Raw genomic sequence first — 18,035 nt, forward strand, 5'->3', positions numbered from 1 at the left:
CTGCACGCCCGCGACGCATTCGGTGCGCTCGAAATAGGTCGCGGCGGAATCGCCGCCTTCCTGACGCTTGCGGGCGTTGTAGACGAGGAACTTCGTGACCTCGCCGAGCGCCCGGCCCTCCTTGCGGTTGTAGACGATGAGGCCGACGCCGCCGCTCTGCGCCTCCTTCACGCATTCCTCGATGCCATGGGTGAGATAGGGCCGGCAGGTGCAGATGTCGGAGCCGAAGACGTCCGAGCCGTTGCATTCGTCATGGACGCGGCAGGCGATGCGGCTCTTCGGATCGGCGAGCGCGGAAACCTCGCCCATGACATAGGCCGTGATCGAGCCGATCGGCGGCAGGAAGACCTTGAGGTCGGGCCGTGTCACCAGTTCGGGATACATGCCGCCGGTCTGCTCGAAGAGCGTGCGGCGCAACTCGTTTTCCGTCGTTCCGAAGCGCTCGGCGATGCCCGGCAGATACCAGACCGGATCGACCGCGATCTTGGTGACGGAGATGTCGCCGGTCGGGTGCAGGATGTGCCCGTCYGCCGCGAGGCGATGCGCGCCCATCGCCGCCAGGATCTCCGGCAGGTTGAGCCGCGCCTTGGTGATCGCGATCGAGGGGCGGATATCGATGCCCTCGCCGATCAGCTTGCCGAAATCCTGCGCCACCGTGTGGCCAAAGGGGTCGAGCGAGACGATCTTCCTGGGATCAGCCCATTGCGGCTGCGGCGCGATCTCCGCCGTCGGATGGGTGTTGGTCAGGTCCGGGCGCTGCGAAGGATTCATCGCGCGGGCCGAGATGGCGAGCGCGCGATAGACCGAATAGGAGCCGCCATGGGCGCCGATGACGTTGCGGTCGGCCGGGTTGGTGGTCGAGGCGATGACCGGGCCGCGCTCGGCCGCCGTCGATGAGCCCCATCGGATCGGGAAGCGCAGGGCGGCGCTGCCGGGTTCGGGATGGGAGGTCAGCCTGATATGGCCGGTGCGGTTCGGCGCGTTCATCGCGGTCGTACCCCGAAGGTCTTGCCCTTAAACAGGAAAGGCCCCGTGACGGCATGTCCGGGGCCCTCTGGATTTCAACGAGTCTGAACCAGCGCAGGCGCGCCGTCAATCAGCTTAGAAAACAGCGAGATAGCGCAGAAGCGAGATGATGCCGATCACGATGACGATGATCTGCACGACGTTCTTGATCTGCCCGTCGAGCGGCAGCATGCGCACGAGATAGAGCACGAGACCGATGACGAGAACGGTGATCAGAAGCGAAATCAGAATGGACATATCGAAGCCCTTTATCTCGGCCGGTCGCCGGCCCCCCGAGCCCCACCGCGACGTCTTCGCGGCAAGTCAGCCCCGATGACAGAACGTCGCAGGGTGGGAATAGGTTCCGGAGGGGGGATTTTGGGGGCGAAAGGGGCGGTGGGTTCCAAATGAACGCGGGAACCGCAAACAGAAACCCCTCTCCCGGATGGGAGAGGGGTAGGGGTGAGGGAAGGACGGAAAACCCGCTCCGCGCAACAGTAACCGCAGCAGCGGAGAGCGCAGAGTAAAGGTGATCGCCGGCAGGCCCTCACCCCTGCCCCTCTCCCATCCGGGAGAGGGGTTCCCCGCGCCCCTCCTTTATCCCGCGATGCGATCGAAATCCGCGACCGCGCGCGTCGCCTGGCGAAGCTGGTTGAGCAGCTTCAGGCGGTTGGCGCGCTGGGCCGGATCGGGATCGTTCACCGTGACCTTGTCGAAGAAGGCATCGACCGCCGGACGCAATTCGGCGAGCGCGGCCATGGCGCCCTCGTAATCCTCGGCGGCGACGGCGGCTTCGGCCTTCGGCGTCGCCTGCGCCAGCGCGACGGCGAGCGCCTTCTCCTCGATCAGGCCGGCATCGGCGATGAGCTGAAGATCGGCGGCGCCGGCGAAGGCACCCTCCCCGTCCTTCTTCTCCTCGGCCTTGAGGATGTTGGCGGCGCGCTTGTAGCCCGCGAGCAGGTTCTTGCCGTCCTCGGTGTCGAGGAAGCGGCCGAGCGCGGCGACACGCAGGGTGATGAGGAGGAGGTCGTCATTGGCCGAAGCGCCCTCGCCCAGCACGGCGTCGACGAGATCATGCCGCGCGCCCTGATCGCGAAGCATGACCTTCAGGCGGTCGTGGAAGAAGGAGAGAAGGTCGGCATCCTTGACGACCTTAATCAGCGGCAGCCTCACCCCATTCTCAACCACCAGCCTAATCACGCCCAGCGCCGCGCGACGCAGCGCATAGGGGTCCTTGCTACCTGTCGGCTTCTCGTCGATGGCCCAGAAGCCGACCAGCGTGTCGAGCTTGTCGGCCAACGCCACCGCCACCGAAACCGGATCGCTCGGCACACGGTCGGACGGGCCGAGCGGCTTGTAGTGCTCCTCGACCGCCGCGGCGACCGAAGCGTCCTCGCCCTGCAGCTCGGCATATTTCCGGCCCATCAGGCCCTGCAATTCCGGGAACTCGCCGACCATCTCGGTCGGCAGGTCGGCCTTGGCGAGCTTGGCGGCGCGCTCGGCCTTCTCCGGATCGGCGCCGACGATCGGGGCCAGCTCCTTCGCCAGCGCCGCGATGCGCTGGACGCGCTCACCTTGCGTGCCGAGCTTGGCGTGGAAGACGACGCCGAGCTTGTCGAGCTTCGCCATGCGCTGGTCGAGCGGTTTTGCGAGATCAAGCCCGAGCTTCCCGGCGCTCTCCTTGAGCGTATCGAGGTCCGGCAGCGAGCCGCGGTCGGTCTGCCAGAAATAGGCGGCGTCGGAGAGGCGGGCACGCACGACGCGGCCGTTGCCGGCGGTGATCGCCACGCCGCCATCGCTGGCGGCGAGGTTCGAGACCAGGATGAAGCGGTTGGCGAGGTTGCCCGTCGCGGGATCGCGCAGCACGAAGCATTTCTGGTTGGCGCGGATGGTGGCGCGGATCGCCTCGCCGGGGATGTCGAGGAAGCGCTCCTCGAAGGAGCCCATCAGCACCACCGGCCATTCGACGAGGCCAGCGACCTCCTCCAGCAGCCCCTCATCCTCGATCAGCTCCAAGCCCTGCGCGAAGGCGAGGTTCTTGGCATCGGCGAGGATGATCTCCTTGCGGCGGTCGGCATCGAGCACGACCTTGGCTTTCTCAAGCGAAGAGACGTAGTCGTCCAGGCGCCGCACCGTGATCGGACCGGGCGCGAGGAAGCGATGGCCATGGGTGACGTTGCCCGAGACGATGCCGTCGACCTCGAAGGGCACGATCTCGGTGTCCTCGGTCTCGGCGCCGAAGGTGCAGAGGATCGAATGCAGCGGGCGTACCCAGCGCAGGCTGGCGCCGGCGGCCGAGGCCTTGCCCCAGCGCATCGATTTCGGCCAGGGGAAGGCGCGGATCACGGCCGGCACGATCTCGGCGATGGCCGCAAGCGTTTCCTGGCCGGGCTTCTCGATGATGGCGACGTAGGAATCGCCCTTCTTCGGATCGCTGACGATGGTCGCCTGATCGAGCGAGGCCAGCCCGGCAGCCCTGAGGAAACCCTGCACGGCGGCGTCGGGAGCGCCGACGCGCGGGCCTTTCCGCTCCTCGCGCACGTCGCGGCCGCGCACCGGCAGGCCGGCGACATGCAGCGTGAGACGCCTCGGCGTGACGAAGGCCTTCGCACCCTCATAGAGCAGGCCGCGCTCGACGAGCGCATCGGTGACGAGCTTCTTCAGGTCGTCAGCCGCCTTGCGCTGCATGCGCGCCGGGATTTCCTCTGAAAAGAGTTCAAGCAGAAGATCGGGCATTAGTTCGCTCCCCCGCCGGCGGTCTTCAGCCAGGCCGCGCCGCAGGCCTTGGCGAGCTCGCGCACGCGCAGGATGTAGCTCTGACGCTCGGTGACCGAGATCACGCCGCGCGCATCGAGCAGGTTGAAGATGTGGCTGGCCTTGATGCACTGGTCATAGGCCGGCAGAGCAAGTTCATGGCGGGGCTGGTTGGCGCCGGCAGCCGGCTCACCGGCGGCGAGCAGGGCCTTGCATTCGGCCTCCGCATCCGAGAAGTGCCGGAACAGCATCTCGGTATTGGCATGCTCGAAATTGTGCCGGGAATATTCCTGCTCGGCTTGCAGGAAGACGTCGCCATAGGAGATGCGATCCTCGCCATCAAGGCCGTTGAAGTTGAGATCGTAGACGTTTTCGACGCCCTGGACATACATCGCCAGCCGTTCGAGCCCGTAGGTCAATTCACCCGCGACCGGGGCGCATTCAACGCCCGCGACCTGCTGGAAATAGGTGAACTGGCTGACTTCCATGCCGTCGCACCAGCATTCCCAGCCGAGGCCCCAGGCGCCCAAGGTCGGGCTCTCCCAATCGTCCTCGACGAAGCGCACGTCGTGCAGGCCGAGATCGACGCCGATGGCGCGCAGCGAGTCGAGATAGAGCTGCTGCAGATCCGGCGGCGACGGCTTCAGGATGACCTGGAACTGGTAGTAATGCTGCAAGCGGTTGGGGTTCTCGCCATAGCGGCCATCCTTAGGGCGGCGCGAAGGCTGGACGTAAGCCGCCTTCCACGGCTTCGGCCCGAGCGCGCGCAGGGTCGTCGCCGGATGGAAGGTGCCGGCGCCGACCTCCATGTCGTAGGGCTGCAGCACCACGCAACCTCGCTCGGCCCAGAAGCGCTGCAGCGTCAGCAGCAGCCCCTGGAAGGAGCGGGTCGGGTCCAGCGCCGGGGACGGCGCGGCGGGCGAATGCTGGGCGAGGGCGGACAAGGGCGAAAAGCCTTCCGAAAACGCGGATGAGTGCGGCGTGATTAGGGGTTCGCGCCCGGCGCGGTCAAGCCAAAGCGACCAAACAGAGCCGGAACCGGAGCCGGACAGCTTTCGTTCATATGCGGAGGATTATGACTTGGGCCATCCGCACGGTCCGCGGCGTTCGGGGTGAGCGTTTGAGCCGGGCCGGCGGGCTATAGACAGCAGGAGTTCTACAATGCTGACCCATCGTATCGTTGCCGCCACCTTCGGCGCTCTCACCCTCGCCGCTTCCGCTTTCGCCGCTGTTCCGGCCTCGGCCGCGCCGGTTGCCTCCCCCGTCGCCGCCGCGCCGCTCCAGGCCGCACCGGCAGGCGATCTGCTGCAGCAGGCGCAGTATTATGGTCCGCGCCGCTATTACGGCCGCCCCTATTATCGCCCGCGCTGCTTCTGGGCGAACCGGCGCGTCTGGAACGGCTGGCGCTGGGTCATCCGGCCGGTGCGCGTCTGCCGCTGAGACCGACGCAATGCGGCCATAATCGGCCGCTGAATGAAGGCAGGATGAACGGCGCGGTTTCGCGCCGTTCAGGTTTCAAGGGTTAAGTTTCAGTCCAAGATCGGTGCCAGCTTTCGCAAGTTCACCCGGCCGACACCGTCTCACGGAGGATTTCATGTTCAGAACCATGCTTCTTTCCGCGATGGCGGCAGGCACGCTGGGCCTGGCCGCTCTGAGCGCCGCCCCGGCCTCCGCCGCGCCCGTCGCCGCCGCGCCGCTGGTCGATGCGACCGGCGGGATGGTCCAGCAGGCGCAGTACTATTACGGACCGCGCCGCTATTACGGCCCGCGCCGCTACTATGGACCGCGCTATTACGGGCCGCGCCGGTATTATGGCCCGCGCTACTATGCGCCGCCGCTCTTCGCGCCGCCGGTCTACGGGCCGCGCTATTTCTACGGCCCACGTTACTGGTAGCGTCAGCCCAGCTTAGCCCGCCCGCGATGGACGGCGTCGCTCAGCGCGGTTAGCCGCCCATCCGGACCATTGATGACGAAAGCCGGCAGCAGCTCTGCCGGCTTTCTGCTGTTCAGGACGGCCGTGACGACGACGCGAATCGCCGGGCGCTCGGCGAAGGCATGGACCGGCCGGATGGCGAGAGCGCCGAAGCCGATTTCGAGGCCGGCGAGCAATTCCGGCAAGGCCTCGGCGCGATGGATGATCGCAATCAGCCCGCCCGGCTTCAGCAGGCGCCGGGCAGCGCGCAGCCAGATTGCCAGATCGCCCTCGGCGACATGGGCGGCCTTGCGATTCGGCACCGGCGACGCCCGCGTACCGCCGGGTGGATAGAAGGGCGGGTTCATCGCGACAGCATCGTATGACCCTGACGCGAGGCCGAGCCCGGTGAGTTTCCCGGCCGGAGCGCCGACATCGGCCGCGACGACAGAGATCCTGCCCTCCATGCCGTTCAGCGCCGCGTTGCCGGCCGCCAGCGCCGCCAGTTCCGGATCGCGCTCCAGCAGCGTGACGCCAAGCTGCGGCTGCGCCAGCGCCGCAGCGAGCCCCACCGTCCCGACGCCTGCGCCGATGTCGAGGAGCCGGCCCGCTCCCAGCTCCGGCAGGGCGGCCGCGAGCAGCACCGCGTCGCTGCCGGCGCGATGTCCCTTGCGCGGCTGGCGCAGAAGGAGCCGCCCGTCGAGCAGGCGATCCTCGACGATCTCGCCGAGGCCGGCGGGCGCCTTCGCCTCACTCATCGCGCAGCTCGGCGCCATAGCCGGCATCGATCAACAATGCGCGAGCGCGCCTGCGATCCTGGTCGCGCACCAGCAGCCGGCGCGGGAAGGCGCCGATCATGCCTTCCAGCGCGCTGATGTGCTGGTCGGCGATCAGGCAATCGAGATTGGCCGCGCTCAGGAGCGCTTCGAGGGCGCCGAGCAGGATCAGATCATTGGTGCGGACGAGTTCATGCATGCCGCCATGGAGCCGAAGCGCCGGGTCCGGCGCAAGCATCCTGTGGTCCCACTGCGGCGACGCGRTGCAATTGCGGGAGCCGCTGGTGGCGTTGACGCGTGAGGACATGGAGCGCGTCAATGCGATGATCCTGTCGCGCACCGGCTCGGACGTGACGATGATCCCGGAGGTCGCCAACCATCTGATCTCCTCCGGCGGCAAGCGCCTGCGACCGATGCTGACGCTGGCGATGGCCGATCTCTGCGGCTACCAGGGCGAAGGCCAGGTCAAGCTCGCGGCCTCCGTCGAGTTCATGCACACGGCCACGCTGCTGCATGACGACGTCGTCGACGAGAGCGACATGCGCCGCGGCAAGCTCGCCGCCCGCATGCTCTGGGGCAACGAGGCGAGCGTGCTGGTCGGCGACTTCCTGCTCGGCCAGGCCTTCAAGATGATGGTCGAGGTCGGCTCGTTGCGCGCGCTCGACATTCTCTCGACGGCGGCCGCCGTGATCGCCGAGGGCGAGGTGCTGCAGCTTTCCGTCGCCAAGAACACCGAGACGACGGAGGACGAATATCTCTCCGTGATTCGCGGCAAGACCGCCGAGCTCTTCGCCGCTGCCTGCGAGGTCGGGCCGGTGATCGCGGGCTCGTCCAAGGCGAACGAGGCGGCCTGCCGCAGCTACGGGCTCAATCTCGGCATCGCCTTCCAGCTCATCGACGACGCGCTGGATTATGGCGGGGTCGCCGCCAAGCTCGGCAAGAACACCGGCGACGATTTCCGCGAGGGCAAGATCACGCTGCCGGTGGTGCTCTCCTTCCGCCGCGGCAGCAGCGAGGAGCGCGCCTTCTGGAAGCGCACCCTGCAGGACGGCGCGATCGAGGACGGCGATCTCGAGCAGGCGCAGACGCTGATGCGCAAGCACAAGGCGCTGGAAGACACGATCGAGCGCGCGCGCCACTATGCCAAGATGGCGAAGGATGCGCTCGGTCTCTTCCCGGCCTCGCCGATGAAGCAGGCGCTCAATGACGCCGTCGATTTCTGCATCGCACGGGCGCATTGAAGCCGCGGGTCGAGCCATCGATGGCAGATCCGGCGTCCGACGCGAAACCGGAAATCGCGACCCTATCGTCGAGAGTCGTCTACGCAAACCGTTGGATGACGGTTCGCGAGGATGCCATCCAGCGGCAGGATGGGTCGCACGGCATCTATGGCGTCGTCGAGAAAGTTGATTTTGTCGCCATCATCCCGGTCGAACCGGATGGCAGCATTCACCTGGTCGAGCAGTATCGCTACCCCGTAGGCGCGCGCTTTTGGGAGCTACCGCAAGGCTCCTGGGAGCTGAGTCCGCAGGCGGATCCCGTGAGTGTCGCTCGCGGCGAACTGCGCGAGGAAACCGGCCTCCACGCCGAAGACATGGTCAAGCTCGGCTATCTGTTCGAATGCTATGGCTATTCCAATCAGGGCTGTCATCTCTTTCTCGCCCGCCGGCTCCGCTACGAAGGCAGCGATCTCGATCTCGAAGAGCAAGGCCTCGTTTGCCGCCGCTTCACGGCCAGCGAAGTCGTCGCGATGATCGAGAGCGGTCGGATCAGGGATGCGACGACTGTCGCCGCGATCGGCCTCATGATGATGAAAGGTTTGTTCCCGAAAGGCAGCGGCGGTACCGACTGAACTGAAGCCAAAAGGGGCGCCTGTTTCTCTAATCCGGGGCTTCCCTCTGGCCTTGCGCAGGCATAGCGTGATGGCTGTGGGAAACGCTTAGGCCGGAGAATGGCCATGTCGGCATCGTCGCAGCGCCAGTCGCAGATCTGGTCCGTCGTCCGCGTCTCGAGCGGCAACTTCCTCGAAATGTACGACTTCTTCGTCTTCGGCTATTACGCCGCGGCGATCGGCAAGGCGTTCTTTCCGTCCGGCAGCGAGTTCGCACAGCTCATGGCGGCGTTCATGACTTTCGGCGCGGGCTTCCTGATGCGTCCGCTCGGTGCCATCGTGCTCGGCAGCTATATCGACCATCACGGCCGCCGCGCCGGGCTGCTCCTCACCCTGATGCTGATGGCCTTCGGCACGCTCACCATCGCGCTCGCGCCGACCTACGCCTCCATCGGCATCCTGGCACCGATCATCGTCGTGATCGGGCGGCTGGTGCAAGGCTTCTCGGCCGGCGTCGAGCTCGGCGGCGTCTCGGTCTATCTCTCGGAGATCGCGACGCCCGGCAACAAGGGCTTCTATGTGAGCTGGCAGTCGGGCAGCCAGCAGGTCGCAGTGATCTTCGTGGCGCTGCTCGGCGTCTGGCTCGCCACCATCCTGCCGCCCGAGACCATGACGGAATGGGGCTGGCGCATCCCGTTCCTGGTCGGCTGCCTGATCGTGCCGTTGATCTTCCTGCTGCGCCGCTCGATGCAGGAGACCGAGGAATTCGCCGAGCGCAAGCGCAGCGCGAGCCATCCGACGCCCGGCCAGATCATCCGGATGCTGGCGACGCATTGKCAGACCGTGCTGGTCGGCATGCTGCTGGTGACGATGACGACCGTGTCCTTCTACTTCATCACCGCCTACACCCCGACCTTCGGCAAGGAGGTGCTGAAGCTCTCCAGCATCGACAGCCTGCTGGTGACGCTCTGCGTCGGCATCTCCAACCTGTTCTGGCTGCCTGTGATGGGGGCGCTATCCGACCGGGTCGGCCGCAAGCCGCTTCTCATCGCCTTCACCGCCCTGCTCTTCGTCAGCGCCTATCCGGCCCTGTCCTGGCTGGTTTCGCAGCCCTCCTTCGCGCGGCTGYTGATGGTCGAGTTGTGGCTCTCCTTCATCTATGCCAGCTATAACGGCGCGATGGTGGTGGCGCTGACCGAGATCATTCCGGTCGAATTGCGCACGACCGGCTTCTCGGTCGCCTACAGCCTCGCGACCGCGTTGTTCGGCGGCTTCACCCCGGCGGTCAGCACCTATCTGATCGAGGCGACCGGCAACCGGGCCGTGGCGGGCCTCTGGCTGATGTTCGCGGCGGCCTGCGGCTTCGCCGCCACGCTCATCGCCTATCGCCGGCGCAGCGTGCCGACATCCGTGGTCAGCGCAGCAGCGTCGCCCTGACCCACCATTCGGGGCGCTGCTTCGCCAGCGCCTTCGCGGCTGCCGCACTGGCAACGCAATCGTCGAACAGGGCGAAGCAGGTCGCGCCGGAGCCGGACATGCGGGCAAGGCGGCTTCCGGGCATCGCCGCCAGCCGCTCCAGAACCTCGCCGATTTCGGGTGCGATGCGTTGCGCCGGGACGGCAAGGTCGTTGCCGGAGCGTGCCAGCACGGCGCGCAACTCAGCCGCAGAGGTGGGCAGCGCGGGCAAGCCCCCGCCAGCGGCCAAAAGTCGATCGCCGGCGGCCAGCCCCAGCGCGCGAAAAACCCCGACGGTCTCGACCGGCACGCCCGGATTGACCAGCACGGCAAACAAGGAAGGCAGCCGCAGCGCCGGCCCCAGCCTGTCTCCGATGCCGGCCATCAGCCGCGCCCGCGATTCCAGGCAGACGGGAACGTCGGCCCCGACACCCGCAGCCACGTGGCGCAGCGTCCCATCCGACAGGGCAATGCCGTTCAGCCGTGCGAGCAGGCGCAGCGCCGCGGCCGCATCGGCAGAGCCGCCACCGATGCCCGAAGCCACCGGCAATCGCTTGGTGAGATGAAATGCGCCCGCATGCGTACCCGGAAAGGCCTGACCGAAAGCGCGTGCCGCCCRCAGGACGAGGTTGCGATCATCGGCTTCCAGCCCGGCGGCGCGCGGGCCGGCGATCGTCAGCGAGAGCGACGGGCCGGGGTCGAGCGCAAGCTCGTCGCCGATGCCGGCGAAGGCGACGAGGCTTTCAAGCTCGTGATAGCCGTCCGGACGCCGGCCAAGCACGCGCAGGTCGAGATTGACCTTGGCGCGGGCGCGCGTCCGGAGGGGCAGCGCACCGCCGGCAGAGGCGGCCATGGCGAGGCCCCTGCTCTCCGCTCCCGGCTCCATCGCGCGGGGCAGGCGTCAGCCGCCGTCCTTCTTCTGCTCGGCGGGGCTAGCCTGCTCGCCCGCATTCGCCGATGGCGTATCCTCCATCCCGCGCTCGATCTTGCGCAGGATGTTCGGCAGATCTTCCGGCTCGGGCTTGAGATCGCGGGCGTGGTTCCACTGGAACTTCGCCTCGAGCTTGCGGCCGGTCTTCCAGTAGACGTCGCCGAGATGGTCGTTGATCACCGGGTCGGAGGGGCGCAATTCGGCGGCGCGCTCGATCTCGCGCGAAGCGTCCTCGTAGCGGCCGAGGCGATAATAGGCCCAGCCGAGCGAATCGATGATGTAGCCGTCGCGCGGGCGCAATTCGACGGCCCGGCGCAGCATGTCGAGCCCCTCGTCGAGCTTCAGATGCTTGTCGACCAGCGAGTAGCCGAGATAGTTCAGCACCAGCGCCCGCTCGCGGCCGAGCGGATCGGGCAGCAGTTCCAGCGCCTTGCGCAGATCGGCCTCGGCATCGGGCCAGCGGTTGATGCGCTCGCGCGCGATGCCGCGGAARTAGAACAGATCCCAGTTGGCGCGGCCGGGCACGGCGAGCTTGGCGATCGCCTTGTCATAGGTGTCGGCAGCCTCGGCGAASYGCTTGCGYGAGCGRTAGAYATTGCCGAGCGCSGMGAGCGCGTCGACRTCGTCGGGCCGCTCGCTGATGACCCTGTCGAGATGCTTCACGGCATCGTCGTGCTTGCCGAGGTTCTCCAGCGCGAGCCCGGCCTGGATCTCGGCATTGGGCCGCAGCGGCGAGGTCATCGGCATCTTGTCGTAAACCGCGACCGCATCTTCCGGCTGACGCGAGCGCTCGAGGATGTCGCCAAGCGTCAGGATGGCGAGGTCGTGGCTCGGATCGAGAAAGATCGCCATGCGCAGATAGAGCAGCGCCGCCGCCTCGTCACCCTGGCGGTTGCCGGCGCTGGCGAGGCCGTAGAGCACCTCGGCCGCGCCCTGCTGCGGCGTCGCGATCTGGCGCGGCGGAGCTTCCTTCTTCGCGACGAGGGCCATGCCCTCGCGGATGATCGGGTGGTTCGGCAGCAGCCGGTCGAAATCGGCATAGGTTGCGGTGGCATCGTCGAAATCGCCGTTGCGGGCCTGGAAACGGGCCCAGAGATCGACGAGACGCAAGGTCGTCTTCTCGGCGTCGTAGGCGCTCTTCAGGCGCCTCTCGGCCTCCTTCCGGCGGCCGGCCGCATCGAGGATCAGGCCGGCGTGATAGTCGCGGAAGAGATTGTAGGAGGGCTCGCCCTTCAGGCGCTCCAGCGTCTCGACGGCGCGCTTCGAATTGCCCGAGCCGAGATAGGACCAAGCGGACAGCAGCGTCGCGGTGATGTCCGCGGCGCGACCGCGCCCGCCGCGCTGCAGATGGTTGCGCGCGGTCTGGTAGCTCTTCTGCTTGATCGCGCGGATGCCGACGACCAGCTGGGCGAGGCCGTTGCTCGGATCGACCTGGATCAGGCGGTCGGCGGCGCGGAAGGCGTCCGGCATCGAGCCGTCGGCCAGGAAGGCGACGAAAGCGCGTTCCAAGAGATCGTTGTTCTGCGGATCTTCCTTGACCGCCTCGCGCAGATAGACGGAAGCCGCACCCAGATCACGCGAGGCGCCGGCCACGATCGCCGCGAGGTAATTGCCTTCGAGGCTGTCGGCGGGCTCAAGCGATTCGGCGGACCGTGGCGTCGCGCCCTGCGCAGCGGCGGCCACCGGCAAGGCCAGGACCAAAGACAATGCAGCAGCCGTGCCGGAGGCACGCACCTTCTTCAAAAATGTCACGACTGCCATTCTCCCTCGGTCCGCCGCCCCGCTGTTCCGGGGCGCTCTTCCAGCGGACCGTGATCGCTCGCGTAGGGGGGCAAGATGGCGGTTTCCGGGCGAGCGGGCAAGCCGGGCCCGGCGCGAATGCGGCACTTTCGTAGCGACCGCGCAACAGTTGCCGAAAACCCGCTCCCCAAAAGGAGCCATGAAGCAATCGCCAGTCTTCGRCGCGGGATATCCGGGCTATATTCCTGCGACCCGCAGTTCCGGCGGGCGCTCTATTGGGGGTCATTCCAATGAAAAAGATTGTTCTGAGCTTTGCCGCCGTCGCTCTTCTCGCCGGCTTCGTCGCCGGCTGCGCCACCACCGAGGTGAAGGAAGCCCCGAAGGTCGTGCGCAAGGGCTGATCGCCCCTCGCGTAAAACAAAGGGCGCGCCGCGAGGCGCGCCCTTTTCATTTGGGGAAGGCCGACAAGAAGCCTCGCCGAGCGATCACATATTCGCGTAGCCCGGCCCGCCGCCGCCCTCGGGTACCGTCCAGGTGATGTTCTGGGCGGGGTCCTTGATGTCGCAGGTCTTGCAGTGGACGCAGTTCTGCGCGTTGATCACGAAGCGCGGATTGCTTTTCGTCTCCGCGTTCTCATAGACGACCTCGTAGACGCCGGCCGGGCAATAGAGCCGCGCCGGTTCGCCATAGAGCGGAAGGTTCTGCGTGATCGGCACCGACGGATCGGTGAGCTTCAGATGGGCCGGCTGGTCCTCCTCGTGATTGGTCGAGGAGAGGAAGACCGAGGAGAGCTTGTCGAAGGAGATCTTGCCGTCCGGCTTCGGATAGCTGATCGGCTTGACCTCGGCGAGCGGCTTCAGCGTGGCGAAGTCCGGCTTGCCGTGCTTCAGCGTGCCGAAGGGCGACCAGCCGAAAAGCTGGTTCAGCCACATGTCGACGCCGCCGAGCCCGATGCCGATGAGCGTGCCGAATTTCGACCAGAGCGGCTTGACGTTGCGGACCGGCTTCAGATCCTTGCCGATGGCGCTGTCGCGCCAGCTCGTCTCGATCTCGACGACCTCGTCATGCTTGCGGCCCGCCTGCAGCGCCGGCACCAGCTTGTCCGCCGCGAGCATGCCCGACAGGATSGCGTTGTGGCTGCCCTTGATGCGSGGMACGTTGACGAAGCCGGCSGCGCAGCCGATCAGCGCTCCGCCCGGGAAGGTCAGCTTCGGCACCGACTGGTAGCCGCCCTCGGTGATGGCSCGCGAACCATAGGAGAGGCGCTTGGCGCCCTCGAAGACGTCGCGGATCATCGGATGGGTCTTGAAGCGCTGGAACTCGTCGAAGGGCGAGAGCGTCGGGTTCTGGTAGTTCAGATGCACGACGAAGCCGACGGTGACGAGATTGTCGTCGAAATGGTAGAGGAAGGAGCCGCCGCCGGTGCCGTTGTCGAGCGGCCAGCCGAAGGAATGCTGGACGCGGCCCTTGTGGAACTTCTCCGGCTTGACCTGCCAGAGCTCCTTCAGGCCGATGCCGTATTTCTGGGGCTCGCGCCCCTCGTCCAGAGCGAATTTCCTGATCGCGATCTTGGAGAGCGAGCCGCGCGCGCCCTCGCCCAAGAGCGTGTAGCGGCCGCGCAGCTCCATGCCGCGGGTGAAGCGCTCGGAAACCGTGCCGTCCTTGGCGATGCCCATGTCGCCGGTGGCGATGCCCGCGACCGAGCCGTCCTCGTTATAGAGCAGCTCGGCGGCGGCGAAACCGGGATAGATCTCGACGCCGAGCGCCTCGGCACGGGCGGCCAGGAACTTCGTCACCAGCCCGAGCGAGCCGACGAAATTGCCGTGGTTGTTCATCAGCGACGGCATGGCGAAATTCGGCAGGCGGATGCCGCTGGGCTCGGTCAGGAAATAGAAGACGTCTTCCTTGACCTCGGTGGTCAGCGGACGCTCCGGATCGTCGCGCCAGTCCGGCACCAGCCGGTCGAGGCCGATCGGGTCGATGACGGCGCCGGAGAGGATATGGGCGCCGACCTCGGCGCCCTTCTCGACGACGACGACGGAGACGGATTCGTCGAGCTGCTTCAGCCGGATCGCAGCGGCCAGGCCCGCAGGGCCAGCGCCGACGATGACGACGTCATAGTCCATGCTCTCGCGCGGTTCGCTCTGCGCTTCCTTCAGATCCATCCCGTCCTCCGCACGCGAAAACGCGCTGCCCAGATAGTTTATATGTAAACTGTTTTGCCCGTTCGTTCAACGACGGGCGCTGATCAGTCTGGAAACCCTCTATCCAAGCCTATGCTCCATTTTGCAACCGCGAACGCTCGCGAAGTGGCTCGACAGGGTATAGGATGAGCCATGAGCTTCTCCGATGCAGTCTCTCCCGACGAGCCGGGTCCCTACGAGCTCCTGAGCTGGTACGCCGAGATGGGCGTGACCGAGGCGCTCGACGAGGAACCGCACGACCATTTCTCCGCGTCCGCGCCGCCGCCCGCGCAGCGTCCGTTCGCCACCCTGGCCGGGCGCGCTCCCGGAGGCGCCCCGCCACCGGCGAGCCGGCCGATCGCGGCCGCCGCCACCGCTCCCGACGATGCGACGCTGACGGCCCGCGCCCTGGCGCGCGAGGCGCATACGCTCGACGAGCTGAGAGCGGCGCTGGCGACGTTCGAGGGCTGCGCGCTCAAGGCCACGGCCAAGAACCTCGTCTTCGCCGACGGCAATCCGGAAGGCCGCGTGATGATGGTCGGCGAGGCGCCGGGGGCCGATGAGGACAGGCTCGGCCTKCCCTTCGTCGGCCGGTCCGGCCAGYTSCTCGACCGSATGCTGGCGGCGATCGGCCTCACGCGGAAGGACGACGTCTATATCGCCAACCTGCTGCCCTGGCGCCCGCCCGGCAACCGCACGCCGACGCCGCAGGAGGTCGCGATCTGCCTGCCCTTCATCCAGCGTCAGATCGAGCTCGCCAACCCCGAGATCCTGGTCTGCATCGGCGGCCCCTCGGCGCAGGGCCTGCTCGGCTTCAAGGGCATCCTGGCCTCGCGCGGCAAATGGGTCGAGTACGACACCGGCTCGCGCCGCATCCGCGCCATGGCGACGCTGCACCCGGCCTATCTCCTGCGTCAGCCCCTGCAGAAGCGCCTGGTCTGGCGCGACCTGCGCGCACTCAAGACGGCGCTGGAGGCGGAGGCCTGAGCGGTTGTAAACCGCCGCAGTCACCTCGCGTTCAGCCATCGCCCGCAAAGACAGCTTGAGTTCGCCGTCTCTCTTGGCGAGATTGCGAAGAGTTTCGTCGGGGACCTGACCATGCAGTGGGAAGATTACCGCCAGTCCGACAATCTCGAGGACAGGCGGGGAGGTGGCGGTGGCGGCTTCGCCGGCATGCCCGGCGGTCGCGGCGGCATCGGCATCGGCACGATGGTGGTGCTCGGCCTGCTCGGCTGGGCGCTGGGCATCGACCCGCGCCTGCTGATCGGCGGGGCCGAGATGATCGGCGGCATCGGCGGGCGCGAGCAGACGCCGCAGACGCGCCAGTCCTCCGGCCCGCCGCAGGACCAGATGGGCCGCTTCGTCTCGGCCGTGCTGGCGCAGAACGAGGACGTCTGGACCAAGCTGCTGCCGCAGCAGGCCAACACCCGCTACCAGGCACCGCAGCTCGTGCTGTTCTCCGGCGTCAACCGCTCCGGCTGCGGCGTGGCGCAGTCGGCGATGGGGCCGTTCTATTGCCCCAACGACCGCAAGGTCTATCTCGACACCTCCTTCTTCCAGGAAATGCAGCGCAAGCTCGGCGGTGGCGGCGACTTCGCCTATGCCTATGTCATCGCCCACGAGGTCGGGCACCATGTCCAGAACCTGATTGGCATTCTGCCGAAAGCGAATCAGCTCCGCGAGCGCTCCTCCGAGCGCGATGCCAATGCGATCTCGGTCAGGATCGAATTGCAGGCGGACTGCTTCGCCGGCGTCTGGGCCCACAACATCCAGGCGATGGGCCGGCTCGACCAGGGCGATATCGAGGAAGCGATCCGCACGGCCTCGGCCATCGGCGACGACAAGCTGCAGAAGGCGGCTCAAGGCGTGGTCGTGCCTGATTCCTTCACGCATGGCTCCTCGGCGCAGCGGACCAAATGGTTCAACACCGGCTTCCAGTCGGGCTCGATGCAGAGCTGCGATACGTTCAGGAATCAGATCTGACAGAGACAGGAGCGCAAGCCCGATGGCCGGCTTGTGCTCCTGAAGGGACCCCGATCCGGGGCGCCCGATATGAGTGCTCCGGCTAGACCGGCTTCTTCCCCGCGTGATTCGGGGCCGCGAAGGCGCCCAGCCGCTTCGCGTGGGCCTCGACCAGCGAGAGACCGAAGTCCGTCGGCCGCAGCGCCGGTGCGCGGTCGAAGACCGGAAGGCCTGTGCGGGCCGCGAAGAGGCGCTTGCCATAGCAGATCAGGTGCTCGAGCCCCTGCATCACGAAGGTGATGGCCGGCAGCACCTGGGCGTACATCTCCTCGGCCTGCGCCTCCTCTCCGGCGCGGAAGCGCTCATAGATGCGCACGGCATGATCGATGCAGTCGGGTGCCAGGATGAAGCCGGCGCACCCGGCCCGCAGGCTCTCGATCAGTTCCAGGCCGGCGCGGCCGTTGAAGACGGGCACCCGCCCTTCCGTGAGCTGAATGACGCGCTCGATCTCGACGGCCGATCCCTCGCCCTTGAGCAGGCTGATGTTCGGATATTCGCGGGTCAGCACGCGGATATCCTCGGCCGTCAGGCCGCGCCCGAGGAAGGCGGGCGCGTTCTGGATCGCCACGGGGATCGTGCTTTTCTCGGCCACGCGGCCGAAGAAGCGGATGTATTCGCCGGCCGGGAAACTCCCGACCGCCGGCGGCTGCAGGATGACCCAGTCGGCTCCCACATTTTCCGCATGGCGCAATTGGGCGACCTGCTCGGCGACCGAATTGCCTGAGATCGTGAAGGCCAGGGGAACCTGCCCGCCAGTATCCTCCGCCACCCAGTCCATGACGGTGCGACGCTCGCCCTCGGAGAGCTTGGCGACCTCCGTCGCAAGGCCGAGCGCCGCCATGCCATGGACCCCGGCTGCGAGGCACAGCTCCGTCTGCCGCCTCATGGCTGCGCGATCCAGCGCCTCGTTTTCGTCGAACAGCGCATAGGCGATGGCATGGATGCCGTGCAGCGCTGCGGTCTTGCCGGCCGGGATCATGGGGTGCCCCTCCCCGCCCGGGCGAGCCCATCGTCCTGCACGGCATCGATCATCCGACGGCGCGGAGCCAGGACGATGCCCAGCAATCCGCCGATCACCAGAGCGATGGCGACGACCAGGAGCGCGATGTTGAAATTGCCGGTTGCGTCCTTGATCCAGCCGATGACCGGCGGGAGGCCCAGCCCGGCCAGGTTCGCCACCGCATTGATCAGCGCGATCGAGACGGCGGCAGCGATGCCGGAGACGTATTCGGTCGTGACCGCCCAGAAGACCGGGATGGCGGCCCAGTTGAGACCGATCGACAGGGCCAGCAGCAGAAAGGCCACTGTCGGCTGGCCCGCGAGCTGGACGGCGACCGCCAGAACCAGACCGGCCAGGACCAGCGGCAGGCCGAGAYGGAGCGCCCGCTCGCCGCTCGCATCCGAATGGCGCCCGTTGAAGAACATG

17 protein-coding genes and 1 pseudogene are annotated in these 18,035 nt (G+C 67.1%); 7 read left to right on the forward strand and 11 right to left on the reverse strand.

Features of this window, described 5'->3' with window-relative positions:
- The 4 genes from AB4Y99_RS19310 to AB4Y99_RS19325 form a co-directional block, all read right to left on the reverse strand.
- Positions 1-987 (reverse strand): GTP cyclohydrolase II (locus tag AB4Y99_RS19310; protein ID WP_441524444.1); only part of this gene is annotated, 987 nt, incomplete at its 3' end.
- Between the two features lie 114 nt (positions 988-1,101).
- On the reverse strand, positions 1,102-1,263 hold the full coding sequence (locus tag AB4Y99_RS19315; RefSeq protein ID WP_091855869.1) for a Thivi_2564 family membrane protein: 162 nt from the start codon (positions 1,261-1,263) through the stop codon (positions 1,102-1,104).
- Between the two features lie 339 nt (positions 1,264-1,602).
- A complete protein-coding gene (glyS, locus tag AB4Y99_RS19320) occupies positions 1,603-3,741 on the reverse strand; it encodes a glycine--tRNA ligase subunit beta (RefSeq protein WP_441524445.1) in 2,139 nt (712 codons plus the stop codon).
- Positions 3,741-4,703, reverse strand: a complete 963-nt coding sequence (locus AB4Y99_RS19325) for a glycine--tRNA ligase subunit alpha (RefSeq protein ID WP_404801910.1) — start codon at positions 4,701-4,703, stop codon at positions 3,741-3,743. The genes glyS and AB4Y99_RS19325 overlap by 1 nt, the downstream gene beginning before the upstream one ends.
- Positions 4,704-4,920: 217 nt before the next feature.
- Between AB4Y99_RS19325 and AB4Y99_RS19330 the strand changes: the two genes are divergently transcribed.
- Together AB4Y99_RS19330 and AB4Y99_RS19335 are read left to right on the forward strand one after the other, a co-directional pair.
- The gene (locus tag AB4Y99_RS19330) at positions 4,921-5,199 is read left to right on the forward strand and encodes a hypothetical protein (RefSeq protein WP_038360996.1); all 279 of its coding nucleotides are present in this window, start codon (positions 4,921-4,923) and stop codon (positions 5,197-5,199) included.
- Positions 5,200-5,353: 154 nt separating this feature from the next.
- Complete coding sequence (locus tag AB4Y99_RS19335; RefSeq protein ID WP_038360993.1) at positions 5,354-5,653, forward strand: hypothetical protein; 300 nt, start codon at positions 5,354-5,356, stop codon at positions 5,651-5,653.
- 2 nt (positions 5,654-5,655) lie between these two features.
- Here the strand turns inward: AB4Y99_RS19335 and AB4Y99_RS19340 are convergent, their stop codons facing one another.
- Together AB4Y99_RS19340 and AB4Y99_RS19345 are read right to left on the reverse strand one after the other, a co-directional pair.
- On the reverse strand, positions 5,656-6,429 hold the full coding sequence (locus AB4Y99_RS19340) for a tRNA1(Val) (adenine(37)-N6)-methyltransferase (protein WP_441524446.1): 774 nt from the start codon (positions 6,427-6,429) through the stop codon (positions 5,656-5,658).
- On the reverse strand, positions 6,422-6,646 hold the full coding sequence (locus tag AB4Y99_RS19345) for a putative signal transducing protein (RefSeq protein ID WP_038362326.1): 225 nt from the start codon (positions 6,644-6,646) through the stop codon (positions 6,422-6,424). Before AB4Y99_RS19345 ends, AB4Y99_RS19340 begins: the two co-directional genes overlap by 8 nt.
- 106 nt (positions 6,647-6,752) lie before the next feature.
- Here AB4Y99_RS19345 and AB4Y99_RS19350 point away from each other — a divergent pair, with 106 nt between their 5' ends.
- From AB4Y99_RS19350 to tcuC, 3 genes are all read left to right on the forward strand, one after another.
- On the forward strand, positions 6,753-7,688 hold the full coding sequence (locus AB4Y99_RS19350; RefSeq protein ID WP_142020539.1) for a polyprenyl synthetase family protein: 936 nt from the start codon (positions 6,753-6,755) through the stop codon (positions 7,686-7,688).
- A 20-nt stretch (positions 7,689-7,708) separates the two neighbouring features.
- Positions 7,709-8,299 carry an NUDIX domain-containing protein gene (locus AB4Y99_RS19355; protein ID WP_441524447.1) on the forward strand — a complete coding sequence of 197 codons (591 nt, stop codon included), beginning with the start codon at positions 7,709-7,711 and terminating at the stop codon, positions 8,297-8,299.
- A 99-nt stretch (positions 8,300-8,398) separates the two neighbouring features.
- Entirely contained in the window at positions 8,399-9,715 is a 1,317-nt protein-coding gene (gene tcuC / locus AB4Y99_RS19360; RefSeq protein ID WP_441524448.1) for an MFS transporter, read from the forward strand.
- On the opposite strand, the gene AB4Y99_RS19365 is transcribed toward tcuC, so the two are convergent.
- The 3 genes from AB4Y99_RS19365 to AB4Y99_RS19375 form a co-directional block, all read right to left on the reverse strand.
- Positions 9,693-10,586: a 4-(cytidine 5'-diphospho)-2-C-methyl-D-erythritol kinase gene (locus tag AB4Y99_RS19365; RefSeq protein WP_441524449.1), complete on the reverse strand. Its 894-nt coding sequence runs from the start codon at positions 10,584-10,586 to the stop codon at positions 9,693-9,695. The two genes, tcuC and AB4Y99_RS19365, sit on opposite strands and share 23 nt — an antisense overlap.
- 48 nt (positions 10,587-10,634) lie before the next feature.
- The gene (locus AB4Y99_RS19370) at positions 10,635-12,416 is read right to left on the reverse strand and encodes a tetratricopeptide repeat protein (RefSeq protein WP_441524450.1); all 1,782 of its coding nucleotides are present in this window, start codon (positions 12,414-12,416) and stop codon (positions 10,635-10,637) included.
- Between the two features lie 473 nt (positions 12,417-12,889).
- Positions 12,890-14,569 carry an electron transfer flavoprotein-ubiquinone oxidoreductase gene (locus tag AB4Y99_RS19375; RefSeq protein ID WP_038360984.1) on the reverse strand — a complete coding sequence of 560 codons (1,680 nt, stop codon included), beginning with the start codon at positions 14,567-14,569 and terminating at the stop codon, positions 12,890-12,892.
- Positions 14,570-14,740: 171 nt separating this feature from the next.
- Between AB4Y99_RS19375 and AB4Y99_RS19380 the strand changes: the two genes are divergently transcribed.
- Positions 14,741-15,574 carry a uracil-DNA glycosylase gene (locus AB4Y99_RS19380; protein WP_441524451.1) on the forward strand — a complete coding sequence of 278 codons (834 nt, stop codon included), beginning with the start codon at positions 14,741-14,743 and terminating at the stop codon, positions 15,572-15,574.
- A 111-nt stretch (positions 15,575-15,685) separates the two neighbouring features.
- A complete protein-coding gene (gene ypfJ, locus AB4Y99_RS19385; protein WP_113253992.1) occupies positions 15,686-16,570 on the forward strand; it encodes a KPN_02809 family neutral zinc metallopeptidase in 885 nt (294 codons plus the stop codon).
- Between the two features lie 82 nt (positions 16,571-16,652).
- On the opposite strand, the gene AB4Y99_RS19390 is transcribed toward ypfJ, so the two are convergent.
- The gene (locus AB4Y99_RS19390) at positions 16,653-17,588 is read right to left on the reverse strand and encodes a dihydrodipicolinate synthase family protein (protein WP_441524452.1); all 936 of its coding nucleotides are present in this window, start codon (positions 17,586-17,588) and stop codon (positions 16,653-16,655) included.
- Positions 17,585-18,035, reverse strand: a pseudogene (locus AB4Y99_RS19395) (MFS transporter); the annotation flags it as partial. The pseudogene AB4Y99_RS19395 and the gene AB4Y99_RS19390, both read right to left, overlap by 4 nt.

Origin of the sequence: Allobosea sp. TAB14 (assembly GCF_052113865.1) — a bacterium.
Taxonomy (GTDB): domain Bacteria; phylum Pseudomonadota; class Alphaproteobacteria; order Rhizobiales; family Beijerinckiaceae; genus Allobosea; species Allobosea spartocytisi.

Excerpts from the sequence above, each read along its gene's own strand:
- AB4Y99_RS19315 (WP_091855869.1), bottom strand. The coding sequence starts at position 1,263 with ATGTCCATTCTGATTTCGCTTCTGATCACCGTTCTCGTCATCGGTCTC.
- glyS (WP_441524445.1), bottom strand. The coding sequence starts at position 3,741 with ATGCCCGATCTTCTGCTTGAACTCTTTTCAGAGGAAATCCCGGCGCGC.
- AB4Y99_RS19330 (WP_038360996.1), top strand. The coding sequence starts at position 4,921 with ATGCTGACCCATCGTATCGTTGCCGCCACCTTCGGCGCTCTCACCCTC.
- AB4Y99_RS19335 (WP_038360993.1), top strand. The coding sequence starts at position 5,354 with ATGTTCAGAACCATGCTTCTTTCCGCGATGGCGGCAGGCACGCTGGGC.
- AB4Y99_RS19340 (WP_441524446.1), bottom strand. The coding sequence starts at position 6,429 with ATGAGTGAGGCGAAGGCGCCCGCCGGCCTCGGCGAGATCGTCGAGGAT.
- AB4Y99_RS19345 (WP_038362326.1), bottom strand. The coding sequence starts at position 6,646 with ATGCATGAACTCGTCCGCACCAATGATCTGATCCTGCTCGGCGCCCTC.
- AB4Y99_RS19350 (WP_142020539.1), top strand. The coding sequence starts at position 6,753 with ATGGAGCGCGTCAATGCGATGATCCTGTCGCGCACCGGCTCGGACGTG.
- AB4Y99_RS19355 (WP_441524447.1), top strand. The coding sequence starts at position 7,709 with ATGGCAGATCCGGCGTCCGACGCGAAACCGGAAATCGCGACCCTATCG.
- ypfJ (WP_113253992.1), top strand. The coding sequence starts at position 15,686 with ATGCAGTGGGAAGATTACCGCCAGTCCGACAATCTCGAGGACAGGCGG.
- AB4Y99_RS19390 (WP_441524452.1), bottom strand. The coding sequence starts at position 17,588 with ATGATCCCGGCCGGCAAGACCGCAGCGCTGCACGGCATCCATGCCATC.